Below are 21,381 nucleotides of genomic sequence, written 5' to 3' on the forward strand. Positions count from 1 at the left end.
TCGCGCACCGCGATGAAGGAGACCGGCAAGGCGCTGGTGGCGTGGGACGAGTGGGGCAAGAACCCCGGCCGTGCGGCCGGTGCGGTCACCTTCAACGTCCTGACCACGGTCTTCACGGGTGGCGCGGGGGGCGCGGCGGCCGGGGCGGGCAAGGCGGGCGCGGTGGCGAAGGCGCTGTCGATCGCCGGCAAGGCGGGCAAGGTCATCGACCCGATGACGTACATCGCCAAGGGCGCGGGTGCGGGGTTGTCGAAGATCGGCGACATCGCCAAGGGGCTCAAGGGAATCGGCAAGATCGACATGCCCACGCTGCCGGACGGCTCGGTCCACCTTCCCGACGGCCGTCTGCTGGACCCGAACGGCAACCTCCTCTCGCCCGACGGCACCATCGACACCACACCGGTCCCGCACGAGTCCGTACCGGCGTCATACCAGACCCCCGTCGGGCTCCCGTCCCACTGGACGCCCCAGACCCCGGGAGCGACACCGTCGTACGCCGCGCATACGGCCGACAGCGGGGCGTACGCCGGGGCGCATGCGACGAGCGACGGGATCCACGGCGGTACCCCGCACGCCACGGCGGGCACGGGGTCGTACACCGGCGGCGTCCATGCGACGAGCGACGGGATCCACGGCGGCACCCCGCACTCCACGGGGAGCAGCGGGACGTACACGGGCGGCCTGCACGCCACGTCGGACGGCATCCACGGCGGCATCCCGCACGGCACGGGCGACGCGGTCCCGGCGGGCGCGCACTCCGGTACGACCCCTTCGGCCTGGTATCACGACACCCCGGCGACCGCCGCGACACACGACGTACCGACCACCACCCCGCACGACACGGCCCCGCACACCGGCGGCCACGACACCCCTGCCACCCACCCGCACGACGGCTCGCACGGCGGTGGCCACGACGGTGCCGGTCACGACGGAGCAGGGCATGCGGACGACGCCGCGCACACCGGTGAACACGCGGGCGCCTGGGACCACGTGGACGTTGGCGACGGGGGCCTGGACACCGGCGCCCACCACGGCACTGACGTTCCGGTCACCGTGCCGGGGCACCCGGGGGCGGGGGAGCCGTTCGAGTACAAGCCGCTCATGTCCGAGGACGAGTTCAACCACCTCTCCACGGACGCCGAACGGCACGCGGTGGCGACGGCCGAACTGGACGGCGGGACGAATCCCTGGCCCAGCTCCAGCAACGCCGCGGGCCAGGCCTACGGCGACGCCCACTGGAACGACTTCCTGGACAACCTCGACCCCAAGGCCCAGGGAGCGCTGTCGAAGTACACCGACCACTACTACACACAGATCAACGGCCAGCTGAGGGAATTCGCCCTGCACCCCGACCGGCCCCTGGATCCCCAGATCGCGGCCGTGCGGGACGACATGGACCGGGTCATGGGCGCCCACCCCGTGCCCGAGGACATCATGATCGTGCGCGGCACCGCCATCGATCACCTCGATCTGGACTCGCCGCTCGACATGCAGGGCGAGATCTTCACCGAGGACGGATACACTTCCACGTCGCTCGGCAAGGACGCGGCCTTCGACTACAAGCCGGTGATCATGCACTGGAGGGTGCCGAAGGGCACCCCCGCCCTCTGGGTCGACCACATCTCCGTGAACAAGGGGGAGCGGGAACTGCTGCTCGCTCGTGGTGCGCAGTACAGGGTGTCGCGTGTCTTCCAGGATTCAGCGGGCAAATGGCACGCATACGGGGAGGTTCTGCCCAAGCCGTAGCGAACGGCTCCGCTCGGTCGGCGGCCGTATGGGCAGACGTACAGAAATGTGGACATCATGAGTAGCGAACAGCCGCCGGTCAACCCGCGTTTCGCGGAAGACCTTCAGATGCGGCGCGTGGGTGGCCCCGCGAAGTACAGCCGTACGACCGAGGGACCGGTGGCTCATCTGGCCGTCGCCGACCGGACCGGTACGGTCATCGGGTACCTGTGGGCGAACGACGAGGACGGTGCCGCCGGCTGGGTGGTGCCGCCGGGTCTCTCGGCCAACGCCGTCAACGCCGGTGGGCCGTGGCTGCGGACCCTGCGCGACGGCAAGGCGCGGGAGCTCGCGCCGACGGCCCTGCTCGCGGAGCTGGCGCGAGGCGCCAAGGACAGCGAGTACAGCCATGTCGTACGGGACTCGCTCACCACGGCCCCGTCCCTCGCCGCCCTCAAGAACCAGGTCGCCGGTGGTTGACCCCGCGCCGGTCAACCCGCGCTTCGACGAGGATGTGCACTTCGACCTCGTGGCGCCGGGGCCGGCGAGGTACCGGACGCGGACCGACAAGCCGGTGCGGTACCTGACGGTGGCCGACAAGGAGGGCGGCGCGGTCCTCGGATACGTGTGGGCGAGCGACGAGGACGACGCCGCCGCCTGGGAGCCGCGGCACGCCGCCGGACCCCGGGCGTACGCCGAGGGCGGCATCTGGCACGCCAGGCTGGAGGAGGCCAAGGAGCGAGGGCTTCTGCCGTCCCAGGCCCTCGATGAGCTGCTGGCCGGCCCGGAGGGCAACAAGGGGCGTGCTCTGCCGGGTTCCCTGGCCGACGCACCCAACGCCGACGTGGTCGAGAACCTGGCTGCGAGTGAGTAACGAGCAACCGGTCCCCACCCCCCTCCCCGACCCCCGGCACCCCGTCTGGTACTTCCCCGTCACCGCCGACGACGGAGAGATCGTCGGGTACGTCTGGGGTGATCACATCGCCTCCGAGGTCGGCTGGGCGCGCCGTGCCGCGCGTAGTTCCCGGGTGCGGGAGCTGGAGGGGAAGTGGGCGCACGAGGTGTTCCAGGCCGGGCAGCGGGAGGCCGCGCCGGTCGTCGTGGTGGCCGGGCTCGCCCGGGCGAAGGGCGCCGGGGCGGTCGTCGGAGCCTCCTCGAAGGAGGTGGTCGAGGCAGTCGCCCGCACCGTCACCGAGGCCGACGACCACCGACTGCTGGCGCAGCTCCGCGGCGCCGACAGCGACACCTGGCGTGAGCTGGCCGAGGCCTTCGACGCGCTCACCGACGAGGACCGGCATATCGAGTGGGTCGGCGGGGGCAAGCAGCCGAACGGGATCATCCACGTGGCGTATCCGCGCTACAGCGAGGCGCTGATGCGGGTCTGCGCGGCGCTGCACGCCGTCGGCGCCGTCACGCCCGAGTACCGCTATACGGAGGCACCTCTGCCCACGCCCGCACCGGACAGCAGGCTCGCCCCGGCGGACGCCGTCCGTGCCGCCACCACGGTGCTGGTCGGCGAGCGCATCAGCGAGGGCATGATCGCCGATGCGGCGAAGGACGGCCTGCTGGACGCCATCGGAGCGTCGCTTCGCGCCTGGCACGTACGACGAACCCTTCCCACCCCACCTGATCCACGGAGAACCCCCACCCCATGACCACCCCGCCCCACGGCAACCCCTACGCCACCCCCGTCCCCCCGCAGGCCGTCCCCAACACCGCCGCGCAGCCCCACGGTTACCCGCAGGCGGCCGGTGTGCCGCAGCAGGCCGGGCCGTACGGGTATCCGGCGCAGCAGGGGTATCCGGGGTACGCCGCGTACCCGGGGCACCCCCAGCCCCCCGTCCCCGCCTGCATGTTCTGCGCCGGCGCCCCCGCCGTCCACGTCACCTTCCGGGCCCACCGAGGGATCCTGGTCCTCATGACGTTCGCGCGGCAGACCGGGATGATGTGTGCGACCTGCGGGGTCGCGGTGTACCGGGAGTTGACGACGCGGACCCTGTGGCAGGGGTGGTGGAGTCCGTTCTCGCTGTTCCTGTTCACGCCGTTCACGGTCCTCCACAACCTCGTCGTCGCGCGCAAGGTGAAGAAGCTCCAGCCCCCGGCGCCGGGGCAGCACGGGCCCCAGGTCGACCCCGGTGTCCCCGTGCACCGGCGGCCGTTGGCGTACGTCGCGCTCGTCCCGGTGCTGTGGGTGCTGTTCATGATCGTGACGGGTTTGACGCAGGGCTCGTGACGGTGGCGGCCGTGGGAAGGCCGCCGGGGGAAACAACCCGTACCCCGGGTGTACGCCCCCACCCCCCGTGCCTTATGTTGCACGGGCAAAGTAAGGGGGAGTTTGCATGCTGCACCACGGGCACGACGGAAGGCGCGTGCCGTGACGATGAGCCTCGCCGAGGTCGAGGCCGTCGCGTGTGCCGCGCACGCCGGGCAGACGGACAAGGCCGGGCGGCCGTACACCGAGCATCTGCGGGCCGTCGCCGAGGGCGTGCGCGCCCGGGGCGGCGGTGACGAGCTGATCGCCGCGGGCTGGCTGCACGACGCCGTCGAGGACCGGGCGTTGAGCGAGGAGTGGTTGCGCGAGGCCGACCTCGATCCGCGCACCAAGGACGTCGTCCTCGCGGTGACCAAGCGGGAGGGCGAACCGCCCGAGGCGTACGCGCGGCGGATCCTCGCCACGCCCGGCGCCCGGCTGGTCAAGACGGCGGACCTCGCGCACAACGCCGACCCGGACCGTCTCGCCGTACTCGACGAGGCGACCCGCACGCGGCTGGAGCGGAAGTACAGCGCCATGAGGCAGTACCTCGGCCTCACCCCGCAGGACTGACGGCACACCACCAGAGCTACGCACGGGACGACGACGAATGGCACGGGACTACGACAGCCAACTGCTCGAGTCGGTGGCGGTGCGGCGGCGCCGGATGCGCGACGCGCTGCTGTTCGGCGCCCAGCGCGGCCGACGCACGCTGGACGAACGGCTCGGCAAGGTGTTCGCGGGCATCGCGATCGCCGCCGTGCTCTGCGCCGGCTGCGTCGGCTGGTCCTTCCTGCAGGCCACCCTGGCGAAGCAGAAGGCCGAGCAGGAGAAGCAGCAACAGCAGCAGGGGCAGGTGTACGACCCCGCGAGCAGCAGCCCCGCGAGCGGCAGCCCCGCGAGCGGCAGCCCGGCCGGCAGCGGCCCGTCCGCCGGCGCGAGTGGGGAGAAGCAGTGAAGAGGACGAGCAGAGGACGAGCATGGGTGACCGGTGCACGGTAAATCGGCCCGTTGGCCGGAAAGACGCGATGATAGGTTCCGGTGAGTGGTGAGCACTGCGACGACGTCTCGAACCCAGCTCAGCCGTATCACCCTGATCGGTGAACGGCGGCGCGCCGACCTCGTTCTTCCTTCGGACACGCCCATCGGCCAACTGCTCCCCGACATACTGCGGTTGCTCGACGACCGGGTCGCCTCCCGGCCGACCACCCGCCAACTGGTCACCTCCGACGGCTCGGTCCTGCCGAACGACGCCACGCTGTCCTCGGCCCAGGTCGCCGACGGCGCCGTGCTCCAGCTGGTGCGCGCGCACGCCGCGCCGCCCGCGCCCGTCGTGCACGACGTGACCGACCTCGTCGCCGACGACCTCGATCTGCACGCCTGGCGCTGGCGTCCGGCCGCCCGCCGGATCAGCGCCGGGGTCGCCACCGTCGTCTTCGCCGTGGCCGCCGCCGTACTGGCCCGCGGCGAGTTCGCGCCGGAGTCCGTCGCCACCGCGCTCGCCGTCGCCACCGTGGTGTTCCTGCTGGCCGGCGCGGTCGTCGCGAAGATCGGTGAGGGCAACCTCGGACTCGCCACCGCGCTGCTGGCCGCCTCCGGCGGACTCGGTCTGCTCACCGCGTGGACCGCGGCCGACGCCTACGACTGGTCCGGTGAGGCCCGTCTCGCCGGTGTCGTCGCCGCGGCCGTGCTCAGCCTGGTGCTGCTCGCCTACTTCTCGCCCCTCGGCCGGGGCGGGCTCATCGGGGCCGGGGCGGCCGTCGCCATGGCCGCCGTGTGGGAGGCCGTCGCGGCCGTACAGGACCGTCCGGACCGGCTCGGTGCCGTGATGACGGTGTTCTCGGTGGTGCTGCTCGGGCTGCTGCCGCGGCTCGCGCTGATGGCCTCCGGGCTCACCGGCCTGGACGACAAGCGGTCCACCGGGGTGTCGGTGAGCCGGCACCAGGTCTCCAACGCGCTCGCCGCCACGCATCGAGGGCTTGCCCTGGCCACCGTGGTCACCGCCGCCTCGGCCGCCGGCGGCGGCTGGCTGCTGACCACCGCCGACCGGCCGACCACGTGGACGGTGACCCTGGCCTCGCTCACCGCCGTGGTGCTGCTGTCCCGGGCCCGTGCCTTCCCGCTGGTCGTCGAGGTGGTGGCGCTGTTCGGGGCGGCGGCCGTGCTCGTCGTACGGCTCGCCGTGCTGTGGCTGGACCACGCCGGCGGCGCCGGTGCGCTGGCCCTGCTGGGGGCCGCCGCGCTGCTGCCGCTGCTGGTCCTCGCGATCGAACCGCCCGAGCACGTCCGGATCCGGCTGCGGCGGCTGGCCGATCTCGTCGAGTCCGTCGGGGTGATCGGGCTGTTCCCGCTGGCCGTCGGCGTGTTCGGCATCTACGGGCAACTGCTCGACAAGTTCTGAGGTCTGGGAGAAGGGCGACATGCCGAGCGGTGAGAACTGGCAGAACGACGTGCTGCGCGACCTGAGGGGCGGCGCGGCACCTCAGCAGCCCCAGCAGCCCCAGCAGCCCCAGCAGGCTCAACAGCCGGGCGTGCCTGCCCAGCAGTCCCAGAACCCCCAGGGGCAGCCTCCGGCCGGATACGGCTATCCGCACCAGGCCGAGAACCCGGCGTACGGCTATCCCCAGCAGCCGTACGCCGAGCAGCAGCAGCAGCAGCAGCAACAACAACAGCAGCCGCAGCCGTACGCCGAGCAACAGCAACAGCAACAGCAACAGCCGTACGCCGAACACCCCCCGCAGGCCGCCCCGCAGCAGAGCCCCCGCCGTGCCGCCCCCGACACCCGCCCCGTCGTCGACAAGAGGCTCGCCGCCGTCGGGCTCAAGCCGCGGCACGGTGAGCCCTTCACCGCCCGCGCCCTGCGCGCCGTACGCCGTACCGTGTCGTCCTCCGCCGCGCGCGAGGTCGCCGAGACCACCGCGACCGCCGAGATCCTCCAGCGGCCGGTCACCACCGGCCGGCAGATCGCCGTGACCTCCATCCGCGGCGGCTCGGGCAAGACCACCGTCGCCGCCCTGCTCGGCGCGACCTACGCCCACTACCGCCAGGACCCGGTCCTGCTGGTCGAGGCGGACCCGGCGCTCGGCTCGCTGCCGCTCAGGCTCGGCGCCGAGAGTCTGCGCTGGACCACCGGCGATCTCGCCGCCCTCGTCGAACCGCAGATGTCGCTGCTCGACATCACCGGCTACCTCGTCCAGCTCCCGGAGAACGCCTGGCTGCTGCCCGGCAGCCAGGGGCAGGTCGGCGCGATGCTCGACACCCGGGGCTACGAGCGGGTCATGGTGTCGCTGCGCCGCTACTTCGGGGTGACCGTCGTCGACTGCGAGACACTGCCCGCCGAGGTGGCCCGTACCGCGCTGTCCGCCGCGCAGGCCCGGGTGCTCACCGCGCCCGCCACCCTGGAGGGCGTCGCCAGCACCCGCTCGGTGCTGGAGTGGATGCGCGGACTGCCCCGGGACATCACCACCACGACCGTCGTCGTCCTCACCGAGACGGCCCCGCACCCCGGCCTCGACCTGGACAAGGCCGCCGAGCAGCTCAAGGCGACCGGGGCCAGCGTCCGCGTCCTGCCGTACGACCGCCATCTCGCGGCCGGCGGCGCCCTGCGCACCGATCTGCTCGCCCGCCCGACCCGGCAGGCCGCCACCCGGCTGGCCGCCGAGGTCTTCGAACTGTCCCAGAAGCGCCGTTGATCCTCGCGAAGATGTTGATCCTCGCGAAGATCCCGAAGGTCCCGCAGATTCTCGAACCCGCTCGAAAGGCCCCCTCGCAGGGAACCCCTAAGGACAGACGATGAGTACCCGACTGATCCACCGCCCGGCGCGCACCACCCGCCCGCCGGCCGCCTCCGAGCCGCGCACCATAGAGGCCCCGCCCAACCTGCCCGAGGGCAAGGCGGGTTCCATCGCCACCTCGCTGCTGCCCGTCGCCGGCGTGATGTCCTCCGTCGTGATGATGACGGTCGTGCGCAACAGTCAGTTCGCCGGGCTCGGCGCGATCATCCTCGTCGTCACCCTCGTCGGCTCCCTCACCCTGGTCTTCTCCCAGCGCGGCAAGGCCCAGCGCACCCGCCGCACCCAGCGCGAGGCATACCTCGCCTATCTGGAGGACCTGCGCGAGGAGCTCTCCAAGGAGGAGCGGGAGCGCGCCGAGACCGCCCAGGTGCTCAACCCGCCGCCGGACGCGCTGTACGACATCGTCCGCGACCCGGCGCGGCTGTGGGAGCGCCGCCGGGTCGACGGCGACTTCCTGCGGGTGCGGGTCGGCACCGGCGAGATGCCGGTCCGGGACCTGAAGGTCGGTCAGCAGGGCTCGTCGGTGCTGACCCCGCCGGACCAGTTCATGCTGAACGAGGCGTCCGCGCTGATGTCCCGCTTCCGCACCGGCACCGACCTGCCGCTCACCGTGCCGCTGGACCGCGTCGGCAACATCAGTGTCATCGGCGCCCGCGAGGACACCCTGCGGGTCGCCCGCGCGCTGCTCGTCCAGGCCGCCGCCACCCACGCCCCCGACGACGTGGCGTTCGCGCTCGCCGCGCCCGGTGACCGGATCGCCGACTGGGAATGGGCGAAGTGGCTGCCCCATCTGCTCGACTCCGAGCAGTACGACGGCCCCGTCGCCGCCCGCCGGATCGCGCCCTCCGTGCCCCAACTGGCCCGGCAGATCGGCCCCGAGCTGCGCCGCCGCGCCTCCTTCGCGGCCGAGGTGCGCCGCGGTCTGTCCGGCAAGGACGCCCTCGGCATGACCTCCCGGCTGCTCGTCGTCGCCGACGCGCACGGCGACGACGCCGTCGACCTGCCCCGGCCCGACGACGCCGTCGGGCTGCGGGAGATGGGCGTCACCCTCCTGCACCTGCTCGACGAACGCGTGCAGGAACCGGGCAGCGTCGGTGTGCGCATCACCGTCGACGGCGAGCGGATCGCCATCGAGGACCTGCGCGAGGAGGAGCCGATCGGCGCCCACGGCACGGTCGACGAGATCGGCGTGCCCTTCGCCGAGGGCTTCGCCCGGATGCTCGCGCCGCTCAGGCTGTCCGCCGACTCGATGGCCGCCGACGCCCCGCTCTCCGGCCCCGTCGACTTCGCCGAACTCCTCGGCATCGAGGACGTGGCCGACCTCGACCTCACCCGGCTGTGGGCGCCGCGCGGCGAACGCGCCTTCCTGCGCGTGCCCATCGGCGTCAGCGACTCCCACGAGGCCGTGCTGCTCGACCTCAAGGAGTCCTCCGAGCTGGGCATGGGCCCGCACGGCCTGTGCGTCGGCGCCACCGGCTCCGGCAAGTCCGAACTGCTGCGCACCCTGGTCCTCGCCCTGGTCGCCACCCACCCGCCGGAGGACCTCGCCATGGTCCTCGTCGACTACAAGGGCGGCGCCACCTTCGCCCCCTTCGCCGAACTTCCGCACGTGGCCGGCGTCATCACCAACCTGGAGAACCAGGCCGGTCTCGTCGAACGCGTCCACGCCTCCCTGGCCGGCGAGGTCAAGCGCCGCCAGCAGGTCCTCAAGGACGCCGGGAACGTCGCCGACATCGGCCACTACGCCGCCCTGCGCGCCGAGAAGCGCCCCGACCTCGACCCGCTGCCGCACCTCTTCGTCGTCATCGACGAGTTCGGCGAACTCCTCACCGCCAAGCCCGACTTCATCGACCTGTTCCTGTCCATCGGCCGCATCGGCCGCTCCATCGGCGTCCACCTGCTGCTGTCCAGCCAGCGCATCGAGGGCGGCAAGCTGAAGGGCCTCGACACCTATCTGTCGTACCGGCTCGGCCTGCGCACCTTCTCCGCCGACGAGTCCCGCACGGTCCTCGACACCACCGACGCCTTCCACCTCCCGCCACTGCCCGGCTTCGGCTACCTCAAGGTCGACACCAGCCACTACGAGCGCTTCAAGGCCGGCTATGTCTCCGGCGCCTACAGCGGCCCGGTGCGCCGCGAGCAGGAGGACACCGGACCGCTCGCCCTGGAGTACGAGGCGTACAACACCCTCGGCCAGGAGGAGGGCGCCGCCCCGCAGGAGCCGCAGATGCGGCGCCGCGAGACCGGGCCCACCGAGATGGGCGTCATGGTCCAGCAGATCGAGGGCGCCGGCGCCCGCCCCGTACGCCAGATCTGGCTGCCCCCGCTGCCCGACGCGATCGCCCTCGACAAGGTGGCGGGACCCCTCGAGGTCGGCCCGCGCGGCACCCAGCTCGCCAAGCGGCGCGGCCCGCTCCAGGTGCCGCTGGGCGTCCTCGACGACCCCACCAAGCAGTGGCAGGGCCAGTGGTACCTCGACCTCACGATGGCGGGCGGCCACGCGGCGGTCATCGGTGGTCCGCAGTCCGGCAAGACCACCCTGCTGCGCACCCTCGCCCTCTCGCTGGCGCTCACCCACACCCCGCAGGAAGTCGGGATCTACGGCCTCGACCTGGTCGGCGGCGGCCTCCAGGCGCTCGCCGGACTCCCGCACGTCGGCGGGGTCGCGGGCCGCGCCGACCGCGAACGCGCCGCCCGCACCATCGACTCCGTGCGCGGCATGCTCGACCAGCGCGAGGAACTCTTCCGCGTCCACAACATCGACTCGCTCGAACAGCTGCGCACCCTGCGCGCGGCGGGCCGCCTCCCCGAGCCGGCCTCCACCGAGATCGTGCTGCTCATCGACGGCTTCGGCGCCCTGCGCGACGACTTCGAGGAACTGGACGACGCGGTCGTCGACATCCTCAAGCGCGGCGGCGGCTACGGCATCCACGTCGTCGCGGGCATGCTCCGCTGGAACGACGTCCGCATCGCGACCCAGTCCCAGTTCGGCACCCGGGTCGAGCTGCGCCTGAACGACCCCAGCGAGTCCAGCATCGAACGCAAACTCGCCCAGACCCTCTCGCCCGAGGAGAAGGGCCGGGTCCTCACCGACGGCAAGCTGTTCGCGCAGGTCGCGCTGCCCCGCACCGACGGCCTGGCCGACACCGCCGACCTCGGCGCGGTCCTGGAGCGCGCCGCCCGCACGATCCGCGCCACCTGGACCGGCGAGGTCGCCCAGCCCGTCCGGGTCCTCCCGCACGTCCTCGAACCGCACATGCTGCCCGGCCCCTCCGCCGAACCCCGCCGGGTCGCCGTCGCCCTCGACCAGACCCACCTGGCGCCGGTCCTGCTCGACCTGTTCCACCACGACCAGCACCTGCTGATCATGGGCGACAGCGAGTGCGGCAAGACCAACCTGCTCAAGGTGATCGCCCAGGGCCTGATCGAGCGCTACGGCGACGACGAGCTGGTCTTCGGCGTCATGGACCCGCGGCGCGGTCTGCGCGGCGCGATCCCGGAGGAGTACCGGGGCGGCTACGCCTACAACGCCAAGCTCGCCGCCGGCCTCGCCGCGGGCATCGCCACCGAACTCGACAAGCGACTGCCCGACGAGAGCACGGACGCCTCGGACCTGGAGCCCGGCAGCTTCTCGGGCCCGCGGATCGTGATCCTCGTCGACGACTACGACGTCCTCACCACCGCCGGCCAGCAACCCCTCGCCCCCTTCCTCCCGTACATCCCCTCCGCGCAGGACATCGGCCTGCACTTCGTCCTCACCCGGCGGGTCGCGGGCGCCTCCCGGGGCCTGTACGAGCCGCTGCTGATGGGCCTGCGCGAGTCCGGCGCGGCCGCGCTGGTGATGTCCGGCGACCGCAGCGAGGGCCAGCTCTTCACCGGTGTCTACGCCTCCCAGCAGCCGCCCGGCCGCGGTGTGCTGGTCCGCAGGGGCGAGCCGAACCGACTGATCCAGACCGTCTACGCGGGGACGAGGTAGAGAGACCCATGACGAACGACCGCGGGGCCGAGGGGGAGAACCGATGACGAAGGACGTCGTCGCGCTGACGAAGAAGATGCCCGACCCGCTCAGCGTGATCGCCGGCCTGCTCTCGGGCGGCCCCGACACCCTGGTCGGCGCGGACGAGGACGGCGCGCTGGTCCGCCTGCACGACGACCGGGGCCGCCCCCTGCTCTCGGTCGAGGCCCCCCTGCTCGTCCAGGTACGGGGAGAGGCCCACCGACTCCTCGGCGCCGACGAACCGGAGATCCCGTACTGGTGGACCGAGGCCCGCGCCACCACGGGGGTACGCGAGGCCGAGGCACTGGTCGGCACCTTCGCCGCCCGGGTCGCCACCCTGGTCGGCGGCACGGCCTGGCCCCGCGAGGCCGCGACCTCCCTGGCCGTGGTGAACACCGAGGGCATGACCGCCGTCCCCGTGCCGGCCGCCGCGCAGCCCGCCGTCGACGTGCTCACCGACAAGGTCGCCGTGGTCATCCAGGACCGCCCGGTGGTGGCGATGACGGCCTGGCTCGCGCACACCTTCCGCGCGGCGGCCGAAGCCGAACTGGGCCTTCAGATCGTCACCCCCGCGGGCACCCGCCTCTCCCCGACGGTCCGCAGCGCCCTGCCCGGCTGGCCCTCGCGCTGGGTGGTGCAGGACGAGAAGTGCGGCTACTACGACGGCCTGTCCGGCGCGGTCCTGACCTGGGCGAACGGCCTGTTCGTGACGGTCGAGTCCGCCGAGGCCACCCCGGAGGACCCCCGCACGCCGGTCGCCGAGTCCTTCACCCACGAGATCGCCGACTCGGGCGAGCGCCAGCTGGCGATCTCCTTCCGCTGCGTCCACCCGGCCGACGACCGCCTGGTCCTGGGCGGCGCCCTGGAAGCGGTCTGGCGCGAGATCACCGGCGAGCCGCCGGCCGGCTGGGGCACCGAGGAACCCGCCAACCTGCCCTGGTCGCTGCGCCAGGTGACGGACGTGGCGTTCGAACGCGCACCCGAGCCGACCTGGCTGGTGGTCGTGGGCACCCCGGAACGCCCGGCCCTGGCGACGGTCCGTGTCTCCCGCACCAAGGGAGGCGTCGAGGAGGACGTCACGCTCGCCTTCGGCTACGGCCCCGGCGAGACCGTCCCCACGGACGCCTCGATCATGAAGGCGGCGGAGACCCTGGCCACCCGCCACGACCTCCAGTCCCTGCTCGTCCAGGTCCGCAGGGCCCGCCGCGACCTCGCGGTCCCACCCCGCTTCGAGGGCCCGGGAGTCCCGTACGCCTTCGTCCTGGGCGCGGAGGAGGTCCGCACGATGCCCGGCGACCGGGCGAGGCGCACCCCCCTGCGCGAAAAACCCCGCGAACTGGGCCCCAAGACCCGCCCGGCCCTCTACTACCCCTTCCCGGGCAACCCGTCGGACCTGTCGGGCTGGAAGGACTTCGAGGAACTGATGACCCACCTGAAGGGCTGAACCCACCTCAGGGCAGCGGCCCTTCAGGGGCGCGGGGAACTGCGCGAGCAACCACGTACCACCCGCAGTCGCCACCGCGCAGTCCCCGCCCTCTGCTCAGGCGGACTCCTTCTCCCGCTCGCGCGCCCGCGCCACCCGCAGGGGATCCTCCCGGAACGCCCACCGCATCCGAGGCTCGATCACGAACCGGAACACGCGCCGCACGGGCGAGGTGCACAACAGCGTGACGACGACGGCAATGGCAAGGCTCACGGCGATCTCCCCGAGATGGCCATGCAGCGAGCGGTGGTCGAACCACCCCCGGTACTCCGCGCCCTTGAGGACAAACCCGTGCAGCAGATACCCGTACAGGGTCCCGGCTCCGAGCGAGGTGAACCACAGCGTCCGCCCCGGCACCCAGGAGAAGAAACAGGCGGTCAGCAGCAACGAGCACCCGAACAGGGCGAGTTGCATGACGGGCCCGACCCACCACGGAGCGCCCAGCTCCTGCGCGGAGTCCCGGTGGTAGAACCACGCCGAGTTCATCCGCGGCACCGCCCACCAGGAGAAGGCCAGCGCGAAGACGAACACCGGCACGGCGGCGAGGCGCACGGAACGCCGCCGCACCAGCCGGAAGTGCTCCGCCCGCAGACACAGTCCCAGCACGAAGAACGGCAGGAACTGCAGCACCCGCTGGAGATCGAGGTCGTCCCCGATGTCCGGGCTCACGGACGCCAGTACGGCGATGCCGAGCGCGACCGGCAGCGGATACCGCAGGGCCTTCCACAGCGGAGTGGTCAGCCGCCAGATGAACAGCGCGATCAGGAACCAGGTCAGGTAGTAGGGGTCGAGGAGACTGATCTCCTGGCCGGGGCTGTGGTCGCCGTAGCGCTTGAAGAGCGAGTAGCCGGTCTCGAAGACGACATACGGTACGACGACCCCGGTGACCAGCCGCTTCACCCGGCTCGGGCTCCCGTCGAAACTCCGGGAGAAGTACCCGGAGACGACGATGAACGCCGGCATGTGGAAGGCGTACACGACGAGGTACGCCGCCTGCAGCACCCGGCTGTCGCCCTTGAGCGGTTCCCAGGAGTGGGCCACGGCCACCAGCACGATCGCCAGGTACTTGGCGTTGTCGAAGAACGCGTCACGCCGGCCCGACGGCCGCTGCGACGGTTGCCCGGTGGATCTGTCCGGGGCCGGGTGGTGCTGGTCGTTCTGGTTCTGGGGCGAGCGCGGGCTCTGAACGAGAGACGAGACGGCGTGGAACATTTGAGGCACCCTAGCGTTGCTTGTGCGTATTCGTAAAACACCCCAGGTCATTCTCGTAATTACGCGCGCCTGTCTCCGGTCCACTCCTCAACTGTCCGAGATGTCAGGATTCATCCACACTAAAAGGTGCATAACATCCGTTGTGCAGCTGTTGTTGACGTGCCATCGGCTCGAATTGGAAATGCCCGCGCACAGGGTGTGTGGAGATCGAAACGATCTCTCTCAATTCCCGTGACGGGCATGCGTCGAATTGTTGTGCGGCACAACCGTGCCCGAACGGTCACCGCGATGATGCGTCACCGGCCGGTTGGGGAGGCCGTGTTGGTGGCACGATGGTCTCGGGAGTGCGGACCTACCGAGGGTGTGTGATCAGTCGTGGCGATTTCACTGTCAGTGGTGCTGCTGTTGGCGATCATCCTGGTGGTGCTGATCAGAGGAGGGAGCATCAAGGCGGGCCCCGCCATAGTCGCGGTCCTCTTCGGCTTCTTCCTCGCCTCCACCGGCATGGCGCCGTCGATCAACCGATTCCTCGACTCGCTGGCCGACACCATCAACTCGATCAGCTTCTGAGGCCGGCGACCCCTAGGGCCGGCGGTAACTGTCGCTCTGTGTCGGCGAGGTGCCGTCCATGGTCATCGCGTTGTAGGAGGCGCGGTCGTGGTGTGCCCGCAGCCGGCGGTCCTGCTCGATGAGGAGCCCGTCGACGTTCTCGGTGGCGCGGTTCCCGCGGCGCAGCAGTTTGACGATCAGGAAGACCGCCAGCGCGATCATGACCCCGAACAGAATCCCCAGCTCGACCATCGCCGCCCCCGTGTGTGCGCCCCGCCCGTACGCCCCACGGTAGCGGTGGCCCCGGGACGCACAGAAGGCCCGGGGGAGGAAACCAGCCTCCCGCCGGGCCTTCGGCGAACAGAGCGGGCGACGGGAATCGAACCCGCGTAGCTAGTTTGGAAGACTAGGGCTCTACCATTGAGCTACGCCCGCACGCGACGCGCCGCAGGTCAGCCGACCGCGGCACTGCACGCATCGTAGCGGGTCGACGCCGCCGCCCGCACATCCCTTCCCGGCGCGCGCGCCGGCCCGCTCCCCGTGCTCCGCAAAAGCGACGGTCAGGCGGCCTGCGGGCATGTACCCTACGTGTCGCACCAGACGGGGTGTGGCGCAGCTTGGTAGCGCGTCCGCTTTGGGAGCGGAAGGCCGTGGGTTCAAATCCCGCCACCCCGACCACCTGCGCGATCGTCCGCGCCGTCCACCTGCGTGATCGTTCCCCGCACCTGGCCGGTGATCGACTTTTGGGTGGCTCACCCGCTGCGGTTACTATGCAAGCTGCGCGCTCGTGTGTCCCGGCCCACCCCGGCCGGTGAACTCTCCCGGGCGGCGAATCGCCGGGCCTGTCGGGCTCCGGCGAACCCCAAGAAGTCAGCCACAAGGAGACCGAACCGTGAAGAGCGCCGTGGAGACCCTGAACCCGACTCGGGTTCGGCTCAGCATCGAGGTGCCCTTCGAGGAGCTCAAGGACAGCCTCGACGCGGCGTACAAGAAGATCAACCAGCAGGTCACGGTGAAGGGCTTCCGCAAGGGCAAGATCCCGGCGCGCGTCATCGACCAGCGGTTCGGCCGCGGTGCGGTTCTGGAGGAGGCGGTCAACGACGCGCTTCCGAAGTTCTACACCGAGGCGGTCAACGAGGCGGAGATCGACGTCCTCGGCCAGCCCGAGGTCGACATCACGGAGCTGAAGGACGGCGAGACGCTGAACTTCACCGCCGAGGTCGACGTCCGCCCCGCCCTGGAGCTCCCCGAGGACTTCTCCTCCATCGAGGTCGAGGTCGACGCCGTCGAGGTCACCGAGGAGGACATCGACAAGTCGGTCGAGCAGCTCCGTGAGCGCTTCGCCTCCACCTCCCCGGTCGAGCGCGCCGCCGAGGACGGCGACGTCGTGACCGTGGACCTCGAGGCCAAGGTCGACGGCGAGGTCCTGGAGGACGGCGTCGCCGAGGGCGTCTCCTACACGATCGGCTCCGGCGAGCTCCTCGAGGGCATCGACGACGCCGTCAAGGGCCTGGAGGCCGGTGGCGAGGCCACCTTCACCTCCGAGCTCAAGGGCGGCTCCGCGGCCGGCAAGGAGGCCGAGGTCACCGTCAAGGTCACCCAGGTCGCCGCCCGCGAACTGCCCGAGCTGGACGACGAGTTCGCGCAGCTCGCCTCCGAGTTCGACACCCTGGAGGAGCTGAAGGCGGACAGCCGCAAGCGCCTCGAGAACATGAAGCAGTACGACCAGGCCACCCAGGCCCAGGAGCGCGTCCTGGAGAAGCTCCTGGAGCTCGTCGAGGTGCCCGTCCCCGAGAAGCTGCTCGAGGACGAGATCAACACCCGCAAGCACAACCTGGAGCACCACCAGCTCGGCCAGATGGGTCTCGACCTCGCGAAGTACCTGGAGATCCAGGGCAAGACCGCCGAGGAGTTCGACGCCGAGACCCGTGAGGCCGCGGTCAAGGGCATCAAGACCCAGTTCGTCCTGGACGAGCTCGTCAAGCGCGAGAAGCTGAACGTGAACCAGGAGGAGCTCACCGAGCACCTCATGCGCCGCGCCGCTTCCTCCGGCATGTCCCCCGACCAGTTCGCCCAGGCGGTCGTCGAGGGCGGCCAGGTTCCGCTGCTCGTCGGCGAGGTCGCCCGCGGCAAGGCCCTGGCCACGGTCGTCGAGTCCGCCACGGTCAAGGACACCAACGGCGAGATCGTCGACCTGGACGACGAGGACGAGATCGAGGCCGCCACCGAGACGGTCGAGGCCGTTGAGGGCGCCGCCGAGGCCGAGGGCGAGGGTGACGCCGAGGGCGACGAGAAGGCCGACGCCTGATCCGCACCGCCGCTTCGCTGTGACGGGCCCCGGAACCCTGTGTTCCGGGGCCCGTTCCGTTACCCGCGCGGCTACGCGCCGCTACGCCCCCGGCGAACACCCACCTCTCCGGGATTCTCCGGCGCGACCCGCGCGTTAGGGTCCATGAATACGAGGGCAGGGGAGTCCCCGTTGCCCCCGGCAGTACACGTGAGACGGCCCGGCGCCGTCGTAAGACGAGCAGGTGGAGACGTGACGAATCTGATGCCCTACGCCGCCGGCGAGCCCTCTATCGGTGGTGGCCTCGGCGACCAGGTCTACAACCGGCTGCTCGGCGAGCGGATCATCTTCCTCGGCCAGCCGGTCGACGACGACATCGCGAACAAGATCACCGCACAGCTGCTGCTCCTTGCCGCCGACCCGGACAAGGACATCTACCTGTACATCAACAGCCCCGGCGGCTCGATCACGGCCGGTATGGCGATCTACGACACCATGCAGTTCATCAAGAACGACGTGGTGACCATCGCCATGGGCCTCGCTGCCTCGATGGGCCAGTTCCTGCTCAGCGCGGGTACGCCCGGCAAGCGCTTCGCGCTGCCGAACGCCGAGATCCTGATCCACCAGCCCTCCGCCGGCCTGGCCGGCTCGGCCTCGGACATCAAGATCCACGCCGAGCGGCTGCTGCACACCAAGAAGCGCATGGCGGAGCTCACCTCGCAGCACACCGGCCAGACGGTCGACCAGGTCACCCGCGACTCGGACCGCGACCGCTGGTTCGACGCGTTCGAGGCCAAGGAGTACGGCCTCATCGACGACGTCATCCCCACGGCCGCGGGCATGCCGGGCGGTGGCGGTACCGGGGCGGCGTAGGACCACGACCGACGGCACCGGTCCCCTCCGGGGGAACGGCCGGCCGAGCCCGACCGAGTCCCGGGTGACCACCCGGGACGCCGGGGTTCGCACGATCCCACCGGGGTCGTTGGACACTTGTGAGTGTCACCGACCTCACCGGATCCCACCGGACCTCTCCGGTCCCGGCATCCCGAGGGTCCCGCCCGCCCCACGGCGGAGTACGACCCTTGGAAGGCCTCGCGTCCCACCAGGGTCCGCCCGGGAGGGCTCGCAGGACCGGCAGGACCCGGATGGGCTCGCTTGGCCCGGAAGGACCCGCCGGACCCGGAAGGACTCGGAGGACCCCGCTGGCCCCAGAAGGGCCCGCAGGTCCGCAAGAGCTCGGCAGGTCCCGCAAGGCCCCATGAGCCCCGTGAAGGCCCTTCACCGGCCCCACAGGGGCTCACGGAGCGCCACGGAGCCCCGAGGCCCCCGTGGAGCCCGTGGAAGCCCGTCAGGGCCCCCACGGAGTCCCCGAGGCCCTCGTGGAGCCGATCGGGAACCGACCGAGGTCACCGGAACGGCCGAGTTCATCGGAACCGACCGGAACCGACCGGGCCCGCCGAGCCGACCGGGACCGAACCGGCCGGGACGTCGGACCCGCCGGACCGGCCGGGACGTCGGACCCGCCGGACCGGCCGGGACGTCGGACCCGCCGGACCAGCGGGACTGTCGAGCCCGCCGGACCGGTCGGGACGTCGGACCCGCCGGACCGGTCGGGACCTTCGGATCCGCCGGACCGTCGGGACTGCCGAGCCCGCCGGACCCGCCGGATCCGCCGGACCGGGCCCCGTGAGGACGCCGCCGTCGAAGACCCAGAGGGACCCTGCCGTCAGAGTCCCGCCCGCCCCTCCCAGCCCACCGCCCCACCCTCTCTCCAGGAGACACCGTGAACGACTTCCCCGGCAGCGGCCTCTACGCCCGCACGGCGGCCGAGTACACCGGCCCCCGCGCCGAGTCCCGCTACGTCATCCCCCGCTTCGTCGAGCGCACCTCCCAGGGCATTCGCGAGTACGACCCGTACGCGAAGCTCTTCGAGGAGCGCGTGATCTTCCTCGGCGTGCAGATCGACGACGCCTCCGCCAACGACGTCATGGCGCAGCTGCTGTGCCTGGAGTCGATGGACCCCGACCGGGACATCTCGGTCTACATCAACAGCCCCGGCGGTTCCTTCACCGCGCTGACGGCCATCTACGACACGATGCAGTTCGTCAAGCCCGACATCCAGACGGTCTGCATGGGCCAGGCCGCCTCCGCCGCCGCGATCCTGCTGGCGGCCGGTACGCCGGGCAAGCGCATGGCCCTGCCGAACGCGCGCGTGCTGATCCACCAGCCGTACAGTGAGACCGGCCGCGGTCAGGTCTCCGACCTGGAGATCGCCGCCAACGAGATCCTCCGGATGCGCGCGCAGCTGGAGGAGATGCTGGCCAAGCACTCGACCACGCCGATCGAGAAGATCCGCGAGGACATCGAGCGCGACAAGATCCTCACGGCCGAGGACGCCCTGTCGTACGGCCTGATCGACCAGATCATCTCCACCCGGAAGATGAACAACAGCACTCTGCGTTGACGCACTGGGCGCTCTCGTCCGTACCCCTTGGCGCGGTGTGACACGGTCCACGCGGAAGCGAACCGTGCCAAGGGGGGCCCGAACGGGGGTCCCGGCAAGGTACCGTCGGAATAAGGCAGCACCAGGAGCCGCTGGATTCGAAAGTGTCCAGGCGTCTCCCAGGCGAAGGGGAAGCACACCGTGGCACGCATCGGTGACGGCGGCGATCTGCTCAAGTGCTCGTTCTGCGGCAAGAGCCAGAAGCAGGTCAAGAAGCTCATCGCAGGGCCCGGTGTGTACATCTGCGACGAGTGCATCGATCTCTGCAACGAGATCATCGAGGAGGAACTCGCCGAGACGAGCGAGGTGCGCTGGGAGGAACTCCCCAAGCCCCGCGAGATCTACGAGTTCCTGGAGGGGTACGTCGTCGGCCAGGAGGCCGCGAAGAAGGCCCTCTCGGTCGCGGTGTACAACCACTACAAGCGGGTCCAGGCCGGTGAGAACGGCGGAGCCCAGGGCCGCGACGACGCCATCGAGTTGGCGAAGTCCAACATCCTTCTGCTCGGCCCCACGGGCTCGGGCAAGACCCTCCTCGCACAGACCCTCGCCCGCATGCTGAACGTCCCGTTCGCCATCGCCGACGCCACGGCGCTGACCGAGGCGGGGTACGTCGGCGAGGACGTCGAGAACATCCTCCTCAAGCTCATCCAGGCCGCCGACTACGACGTCAAGAAGGCCGAGACCGGGATCATCTACATCGATGAGATCGACAAGGTCGCCCGGAAGAGCGAAAACCCCTCCATCACGCGCGACGTGAGCGGCGAGGGTGTGCAGCAGGCGCTGCTGAAGATCCTGGAGGGCACCACGGCCTCCGTCCCGCCGCAGGGCGGACGCAAGCACCCGCACCAGGAGTTCATCCAGATCGACACGACGAACGTGCTGTTCATCGTGGGCGGCGCCTTCGCGGGCCTGGAGAAGATCATCGAGTCCCGGGCCGGCGCCAAGGGCATCGGCTTCGGCGCGACGATCCGCTCCAAGCGGGAGCTCGAGGCGAAGGACCAGTTCGAGGACGTCATGCCCGAGGACCTGGTCAAGTTCGGCATGATCCCGGAGTTCATCGGTCGGCTCCCCGTCATCACCAGCGTCCACAACCTCGACCGCGAGGCCCTGCTCCAGATCCTGATCGAGCCGCGCAACGCGCTGGTCAAGCAGTACGAGCGGCTGTTCGAACTCGACGGCGTGGAGCTGGACTTCGAGCGCGAGGCGCTGGAGGCCATCGCCGACCAGGCCATCCTCCGCCAGACCGGCGCCCGCGGTCTGCGCGCCATCATGGAGGAGGTCCTGATGTCGGTGATGTACGAGGTCCCGTCCCGCAAGGACGTGGCCCGCGTGGTCATCACGGCCGACGTCGTCCGCTCCAACGTCAACCCGACCCTGATCCCGCGTGAGCAGCGCGGCGGCCGGGGACCGGGCGAGCAGAAGACGGCGTAAGGCGCAGGCAGGACATGGCAGGACATGCGCGGGGGCCCCGGTCGACCGACCGGGGCCCGGCGGGGTCCGCCATCCGCGACGGCTCCAGCTCCTCGATCAGTTCGGCCCGGCGCTTCATGGGGAAGGCGGCGGACACGCCCACGTGCTGG

Annotated in this window: 18 protein-coding genes and 2 tRNA genes; 17 read left to right on the forward strand and 3 right to left on the reverse strand. The window is 71.1% G+C overall.

What is annotated here, in order from left to right:
- The 11 genes from ABZ464_RS50575 to ABZ464_RS50625 form a co-directional block, all read left to right on the forward strand.
- On the forward strand, positions 1–1,746 hold a 1,746-nt coding region (locus tag ABZ464_RS50575), incomplete at its 5' end, for an ADP-ribosyltransferase (protein WP_359289512.1).
- A 57-nt stretch (positions 1,747–1,803) separates the two neighbouring features.
- Positions 1,804–2,205, forward strand: coding sequence for a hypothetical protein (locus ABZ464_RS50580; protein WP_359005172.1), 402 nt, complete (start codon positions 1,804–1,806; stop codon positions 2,203–2,205).
- Positions 2,198–2,599: a hypothetical protein gene (locus ABZ464_RS50585; protein WP_359005175.1), complete on the forward strand. Its 402-nt coding sequence runs from the start codon at positions 2,198–2,200 to the stop codon at positions 2,597–2,599. The genes ABZ464_RS50580 and ABZ464_RS50585 overlap by 8 nt, the downstream gene beginning before the upstream one ends.
- Positions 2,592–3,380, forward strand: a complete 789-nt coding sequence (locus ABZ464_RS50590) for a DUF6508 domain-containing protein (protein ID WP_359289514.1) — start codon at positions 2,592–2,594, stop codon at positions 3,378–3,380. The genes ABZ464_RS50585 and ABZ464_RS50590 overlap by 8 nt, the downstream gene beginning before the upstream one ends.
- Positions 3,377–3,958 (forward strand): hypothetical protein, encoded by a 582-nt coding sequence (locus ABZ464_RS50595; RefSeq protein ID WP_359289515.1) that lies wholly within the window; start codon positions 3,377–3,379, stop codon positions 3,956–3,958. The genes ABZ464_RS50590 and ABZ464_RS50595 overlap by 4 nt, the downstream gene beginning before the upstream one ends.
- A gap of 147 nt (positions 3,959–4,105) precedes the next feature.
- Positions 4,106–4,549 (forward strand): HD domain-containing protein, encoded by a 444-nt coding sequence (locus tag ABZ464_RS50600; RefSeq protein ID WP_359289536.1) that lies wholly within the window; start codon positions 4,106–4,108, stop codon positions 4,547–4,549.
- Between the two features lie 37 nt (positions 4,550–4,586).
- Positions 4,587–4,934 carry a hypothetical protein gene (locus ABZ464_RS50605; RefSeq protein WP_359289517.1) on the forward strand — a complete coding sequence of 116 codons (348 nt, stop codon included), beginning with the start codon at positions 4,587–4,589 and terminating at the stop codon, positions 4,932–4,934.
- A gap of 87 nt (positions 4,935–5,021) precedes the next feature.
- Positions 5,022–6,377 (forward strand): type VII secretion integral membrane protein EccD, encoded by a 1,356-nt coding sequence (eccD, locus tag ABZ464_RS50610; RefSeq protein WP_359289519.1) that lies wholly within the window; start codon positions 5,022–5,024, stop codon positions 6,375–6,377.
- A 19-nt stretch (positions 6,378–6,396) separates the two neighbouring features.
- Positions 6,397–7,668, forward strand: coding sequence for a MinD/ParA family protein (locus ABZ464_RS50615; protein ID WP_359289521.1), 1,272 nt, complete (start codon positions 6,397–6,399; stop codon positions 7,666–7,668).
- Positions 7,669–7,768: 100 nt separating this feature from the next.
- Positions 7,769–11,746 carry a type VII secretion protein EccCa gene (eccCa, locus tag ABZ464_RS50620; protein WP_359289523.1) on the forward strand — a complete coding sequence of 1,326 codons (3,978 nt, stop codon included), beginning with the start codon at positions 7,769–7,771 and terminating at the stop codon, positions 11,744–11,746.
- A 43-nt stretch (positions 11,747–11,789) separates the two neighbouring features.
- The gene (locus ABZ464_RS50625) at positions 11,790–13,211 is read left to right on the forward strand and encodes a DUF6177 family protein (RefSeq protein WP_359289525.1); all 1,422 of its coding nucleotides are present in this window, start codon (positions 11,790–11,792) and stop codon (positions 13,209–13,211) included.
- Positions 13,212–13,307: 96 nt separating this feature from the next.
- On the opposite strand, the gene ABZ464_RS50630 is transcribed toward ABZ464_RS50625, so the two are convergent.
- On the reverse strand, positions 13,308–14,462 hold the full coding sequence (locus tag ABZ464_RS50630) for an acyltransferase family protein (RefSeq protein WP_359289527.1): 1,155 nt from the start codon (positions 14,460–14,462) through the stop codon (positions 13,308–13,310).
- Between the two features lie 375 nt (positions 14,463–14,837).
- On the opposite strand from ABZ464_RS50630, the gene ABZ464_RS50635 reads away from it, so the two are divergent.
- Positions 14,838–15,032 carry a hypothetical protein gene (locus tag ABZ464_RS50635; protein WP_107443943.1) on the forward strand — a complete coding sequence of 65 codons (195 nt, stop codon included), beginning with the start codon at positions 14,838–14,840 and terminating at the stop codon, positions 15,030–15,032.
- Between the two features lie 12 nt (positions 15,033–15,044).
- On the opposite strand, the gene ABZ464_RS50640 is transcribed toward ABZ464_RS50635, so the two are convergent.
- Together ABZ464_RS50640 and ABZ464_RS50645 are read right to left on the reverse strand one after the other, a co-directional pair.
- Entirely contained in the window at positions 15,045–15,263 is a 219-nt protein-coding gene (locus ABZ464_RS50640) for a hypothetical protein (RefSeq protein WP_359289530.1), read from the reverse strand.
- Between the two features lie 112 nt (positions 15,264–15,375).
- A tRNA-Gly gene (locus ABZ464_RS50645) sits at positions 15,376–15,446 on the reverse strand.
- 166 nt (positions 15,447–15,612) lie between these two features.
- On the opposite strand from ABZ464_RS50645, the gene ABZ464_RS50650 reads away from it, so the two are divergent.
- The 5 genes from ABZ464_RS50650 to clpX all read left to right on the forward strand — a co-directional run bounded on the left by ABZ464_RS50650 (position 15,613) and on the right by clpX (position 21,232).
- Positions 15,613–15,689: transfer RNA gene (locus tag ABZ464_RS50650), tRNA-Pro, on the forward strand.
- A 214-nt stretch (positions 15,690–15,903) separates the two neighbouring features.
- Positions 15,904–17,319, forward strand: coding sequence for a trigger factor (gene tig / locus ABZ464_RS50655; RefSeq protein WP_359289532.1), 1,416 nt, complete (start codon positions 15,904–15,906; stop codon positions 17,317–17,319).
- Between the two features lie 243 nt (positions 17,320–17,562).
- Positions 17,563–18,171 (forward strand): ATP-dependent Clp protease proteolytic subunit, encoded by a 609-nt coding sequence (locus ABZ464_RS50660; RefSeq protein WP_359289537.1) that lies wholly within the window; start codon positions 17,563–17,565, stop codon positions 18,169–18,171.
- Between the two features lie 910 nt (positions 18,172–19,081).
- The gene (locus tag ABZ464_RS50665) at positions 19,082–19,762 is read left to right on the forward strand and encodes an ATP-dependent Clp protease proteolytic subunit (protein WP_359005208.1); all 681 of its coding nucleotides are present in this window, start codon (positions 19,082–19,084) and stop codon (positions 19,760–19,762) included.
- 180 nt (positions 19,763–19,942) lie between these two features.
- Positions 19,943–21,232 carry an ATP-dependent Clp protease ATP-binding subunit ClpX gene (gene clpX / locus ABZ464_RS50670; RefSeq protein WP_359289534.1) on the forward strand — a complete coding sequence of 430 codons (1,290 nt, stop codon included), beginning with the start codon at positions 19,943–19,945 and terminating at the stop codon, positions 21,230–21,232.
- The last annotated feature ends 149 nt before the right edge of the window (positions 21,233–21,381 follow it).

The organism is Streptomyces sp. NPDC005820 (assembly GCF_040630255.1).
Lineage (GTDB): Bacteria > Actinomycetota > Actinomycetes > Streptomycetales > Streptomycetaceae > Streptomyces.

Excerpts from the sequence above, each read along its gene's own strand:
- ABZ464_RS50660 (WP_359289537.1), top strand. The coding sequence starts at position 17,563 with ATGCCCTACGCCGCCGGCGAGCCCTCTATCGGTGGTGGCCTCGGCGAC.
- ABZ464_RS50615 (WP_359289521.1), top strand. The coding sequence starts at position 6,397 with ATGCCGAGCGGTGAGAACTGGCAGAACGACGTGCTGCGCGACCTGAGG.
- ABZ464_RS50630 (WP_359289527.1), bottom strand. The coding sequence starts at position 14,462 with ATGTTCCACGCCGTCTCGTCTCTCGTTCAGAGCCCGCGCTCGCCCCAG.
- ABZ464_RS50595 (WP_359289515.1), top strand. The coding sequence starts at position 3,377 with ATGACCACCCCGCCCCACGGCAACCCCTACGCCACCCCCGTCCCCCCG.
- ABZ464_RS50605 (WP_359289517.1), top strand. The coding sequence starts at position 4,587 with ATGGCACGGGACTACGACAGCCAACTGCTCGAGTCGGTGGCGGTGCGG.
- ABZ464_RS50600 (WP_359289536.1), top strand. The coding sequence starts at position 4,106 with ATGAGCCTCGCCGAGGTCGAGGCCGTCGCGTGTGCCGCGCACGCCGGG.
- ABZ464_RS50625 (WP_359289525.1), top strand. The coding sequence starts at position 11,790 with ATGACGAAGGACGTCGTCGCGCTGACGAAGAAGATGCCCGACCCGCTC.
- ABZ464_RS50580 (WP_359005172.1), top strand. The coding sequence starts at position 1,804 with ATGAGTAGCGAACAGCCGCCGGTCAACCCGCGTTTCGCGGAAGACCTT.
- eccCa (WP_359289523.1), top strand. The coding sequence starts at position 7,769 with ATGAGTACCCGACTGATCCACCGCCCGGCGCGCACCACCCGCCCGCCG.
- ABZ464_RS50640 (WP_359289530.1), bottom strand. The coding sequence starts at position 15,263 with ATGGTCGAGCTGGGGATTCTGTTCGGGGTCATGATCGCGCTGGCGGTC.